This is a genomic window from Candidatus Binatia bacterium, assembly GCA_036382395.1.
Lineage (GTDB): Bacteria > Desulfobacterota > Binatia > HRBIN30 > HRBIN30 > JAGDMS01.
Genome location: DASVHW010000293.1, coordinates 1 through 3,746, shown reverse-complemented (window position 1 = coordinate 3,746; position 3,746 = coordinate 1). Strand labels below are relative to the sequence as shown.

Genomic DNA, 3,746 nt, shown 5'->3' with positions numbered 1-3,746 from the left:
TCCACGCTCGGCTACGAAGCCTGTTTCATGGCTGGACTGAAGAAGCTCGATATCGAAGGCGAGCCGCACCGGCCGTTCAAGATCATCTACGCCAGCCTCTATTTCGACGTGCGCCCCACGTTCGTCGTGGACATCAGCGACCAGTTCGAAGCGCGCTTCGCCTCCCTGATGGCCTACAAGTCCCAATACACGGACCAGCAGGAAGGCACCGGCCTTTTCCCGCAGCAGGCGGAAATCCGCGACCGCGTGGAAATCATGGCGAAGTTTTACGGTTTGCTCGCCGGGGTTAAATACGCGGAGCCGTTCGTCCAGAAAGAAGTCGGGTTGATCGAGGACGTGACGGCGATCCCGGTGCAGTCTCTCTAAACTCCGCCGCATTCATAGAAATGTCATCCTGAGGAGGACGCCAGTCCAACGGAGGATCCATGTGTTGCGTCAAGAAATGCGTGGATCCTTCGCTGCGCTCTGGATGACACCTCATCAAAACTCACGAGCAAGAAAAAGACCTCCGTGTCCGGAGGCCTTATGCCTTGCGCCTGAAGCCTTGCGCCGGCTTTACTGCGAAACTCCCACCGCCGTGCCCGAGCGCTCTGACTGCACCGATGTCTTGCCGGCGAAGTACGAGCCGTCGTAGAGCTTGCGATACATCTTCCCGGCAATCTCCGCTGCCTTGGGTCCGAAAGTCGGGCGTCCGCCCTCGAGGAAGACCACGGTCACGATCTTGCCGTACTGGGTGTTCGCATACGACGCGAACCAGCCATAGCGCGTGCCGTTGTTGGAGCAGGTGCCGGTCTTGCCCAGGATCTGTTCTTCGCTGAAGTTCCAGCGGACGCTGCGCGCCGTGCCGTACTCCACCGCGGCGGTCATGCCCGGCATCATCTCCGGGATCACGTTGGCGATGTCGAGGTAGCGCTTCACCTTGGGTTCAAAGCTGGAAAGTTCGGCTGCCGAGGTCACGTGCTGCAGGTAGTACAGCGTTCCGCCGTTGGCGATGGCGGAAACCATCGCGCCCAGTTGCAGCGGCGTCATCGAGATGCTTTCGCCAAACGAGCACATGCGGCCCACGCCGCCCAGCTTGGGGTCCAGCTCTTCCGACGGATACACGCCCAGGTGCTCTCCCGGGATGTTCCATCCGGCCATCTCGCCCAGTCCGAACTGGTGCGCGTAGTAGCTGACCTTCTCGAATCCCATGCGCCGGCCGAGCGCTTCGAAGTACTGGTTGTTGGAGTGCGCCAGCGCCTCGGTCAGGTTCAACGATACCCGCTTGCTCAGCGAGACCTTCGTGTCCTTGGTGACGATGTTCTCGCTCAAGGCGGCCAGTGCGACCGACAGCTTGATGGTCGAGCACGGCTCGGCGCCTTCCGCCAGCGCCATCTTCTGGTTCACCATCGTCAGGATGCGGCCGCTCATCGGATCGATCGCGACCACCGTACCGTTCATATTGCCCAGCGCATCAATGGCCGCCGCGCGGACTGCTGGATCTTCGCCCTCGGCCACATCGCCCGCCGTCACGTCTGAGTTAACGAACGACGACGCGGTAAACCGCTCGTAGTAGCGGTTCCGCTTCAGGCGGTGGCCGTTGACCCACTGGAACTGGCTCACTCGCCGCGTCTTCTTTTTCGACGCACGTTTGGCCGTGGTACGGCTGCTGGTGCGGCTGGCAATCTGTTTCTGCGTCTTGGTATTCTCGGTGACCTTGACCGGCTTTTTCTTCAGGCCTTTGGTCGAGATGGTTGCAGCCGCCGCTGTCAGGCACAGCAGCGCCACTGCGACGATTACCAGGAGAGCGTTGGTTATGGGGGACTGATTCTTCATGAATCCTTTATGGCACCGGTGCCCCAGGGTGCGCGAAGTTCGCGCGCGATAGGGCATTCCGCTAAAGCCAGAGTTTCCTCCCACGCACCACTCCCGGGCAAGTAACCAGAAAGGTAAGTTCGTTTGGAGGTCTGTCCAGATAGTAAGAGACTCCCCCTACCTTTTTCAATCTAAAACTGCTGCCGGAAGGCCCCATCCAGCAAGCGCTTGAAATAGATGCCAAGGCTCCCGCGGGAGTCGTGGATGCGTTCCAAGCTGCTGCTACTTCAGAGACTTACGCGGTACGCTCACGGACAGCCGCTTGTCCGGTCGTTACCTCAGGACCGCTCCCTGAGTTACCATCGCTAGCGGCGACGGCCTACTGGTTTTCGTTTCGCTTTCGGATGAACGCCGGCACGTCGAGGTCGTCCTCTTCGTAGTTGGCTTTCACCGAGCTTTTCACGTCGGCAATCGAGCTGTTTTCCCGTTGTGGGGCCGGGCTAGGTGTGGCGGCCGCAGCAGCCGGCCTTGCCGCCGGCGCGAGGACAGATGCCTCTGGCCGCTGATTCACCACCGGGTCCGGATGCTCGTAGACCGCCGCGGTGCGGGCGTGCGAAATCGCCTGTGCCGCCGCATGCATCCGCTCGCGGTGATCGCCGTGGTGGGTTTTGAAGCCGGTGGCGATAACCGTGATCTTGACCTCGTCCTTCATGCGCTCGTCCTGCACGGCGCCGAAGATGATGTTGGCGTCCTCATGCGCCGCGCCCTGGATGATGCTCGACGCCTCGTTGACTTCGGCCAGCTTCAGCGAACTGGAGCCCGTGATGTTGATCAGGATGCCGCGCGCTCCGTCGATGGCGCCCGCCTCCAGCAGGGGCGAGGCGATTGCCCTCTGCGCCGCTTCCATCGCCCGCTGGTCGCCCTTCGCCGAGGACGTTCCCATCACCGCGTAGCCCATGCCGGCCATGATCGCCTTCACGTCGGCGAAGTCGCGGTTGATGATGCCCGGGATGGTGATGATGTCGGAAATGCCCTGCACCGCCTGGCGCAGGATGTCGTCGGCCACGCGGAACGATTCGAAGAAGCCTGCGTCCTTGGCGACGGCGAGCAACTTCTCGTTGGGGATCACGATCATCGTGTCCACCGAATCGAGCAACTCGTTCAATCCGCGCTCTGCCTGCGACATGCGCCGCTTGCCTTCAAAGCTGAACGGCTTGGTCACGACGGCGACGGTGAGCGCGCCCATCTCGCTGGCCAACGACGCGATGATCGGCGCCGCCCCAGTACCCGTGCCGCCACCCAGTCCGGCAGTGACGAACACCATGTCCGCGCCCTCGAGCGCCTCGATGATCTTGTCCGCGTCCTCCAGCGCCGCCTTGCGCCCGGTTTCCGGATTCGCGCCCGCACCCAGGCCGTTGGTCAGCTTCACGCCGAGCTGAAGGCGGTTGGGGGCGCGGCACATCTCCAGTGCCTGCAGGTCGGTGTTGGCGGCCATGAACTCCACGCCCTCCAAGTGCGCGTCGATCATGCGGTTGATGGCGTTACCGCCGCCCCCGCCCACGCCAATGACCTTGATCCGGGCCTTGTTCTTCGGATCTTCGTTGAACTGGATGCGGATGCCTTCGTTGCTGTCGTTTGCTTCAATCATGATTCAGTCACCAGTCGCCAGTCGCCAGTTGTCAGTTACGAAACAAGTGTCATTCCGAGCGAGGATGCGGCCGTAAGCGTCGCCCGCGTTCGGTAACACAAGCCGCATCCGAGTCGAGGAACCTGTATTTCCATCTGCCATGAGCCATGCGCCTTGCGCCTCTTCACGCGCCTCTTCTCGCAAACAGACTCTTCAGTTTCCCCGTAATGCTTCCGTCGCTGCTTGCTCCCGTTGCCAAACGCGCGCGATGTCCGTACAGCACCATGCCGATCGCCGTCGCGTACTCCGGTTCCGCCAGGTTCGA

At 61.7% G+C, this 3,746-nt stretch carries 3 protein-coding genes; 1 reads left to right on the top strand and 2 read right to left on the bottom strand.

The window, feature by feature from the left end:
* The coding region (locus VF515_13790) for a bacillithiol biosynthesis deacetylase BshB1 (GenBank protein HEX7408708.1) at positions 1 to 366 on the top strand (366 nt) is incomplete at its 5' end.
* A gap of 189 nt (positions 367 to 555) precedes the next feature.
* Here VF515_13790 and VF515_13785 read toward each other — a convergent pair.
* Both VF515_13785 and ftsZ read right to left on the bottom strand, forming a co-directional pair.
* Positions 556 to 1,815: a penicillin-binding transpeptidase domain-containing protein gene (locus VF515_13785; protein ID HEX7408707.1), complete on the bottom strand. Its 1,260-nt coding sequence runs from the start codon at positions 1,813 to 1,815 to the stop codon at positions 556 to 558.
* A gap of 358 nt (positions 1,816 to 2,173) precedes the next feature.
* The gene (gene ftsZ / locus VF515_13780) at positions 2,174 to 3,442 is read right to left on the bottom strand and encodes a cell division protein FtsZ (GenBank protein ID HEX7408706.1); all 1,269 of its coding nucleotides are present in this window, start codon (positions 3,440 to 3,442) and stop codon (positions 2,174 to 2,176) included.
* Between the last annotated feature and the right edge of the window lie 304 nt (positions 3,443 to 3,746).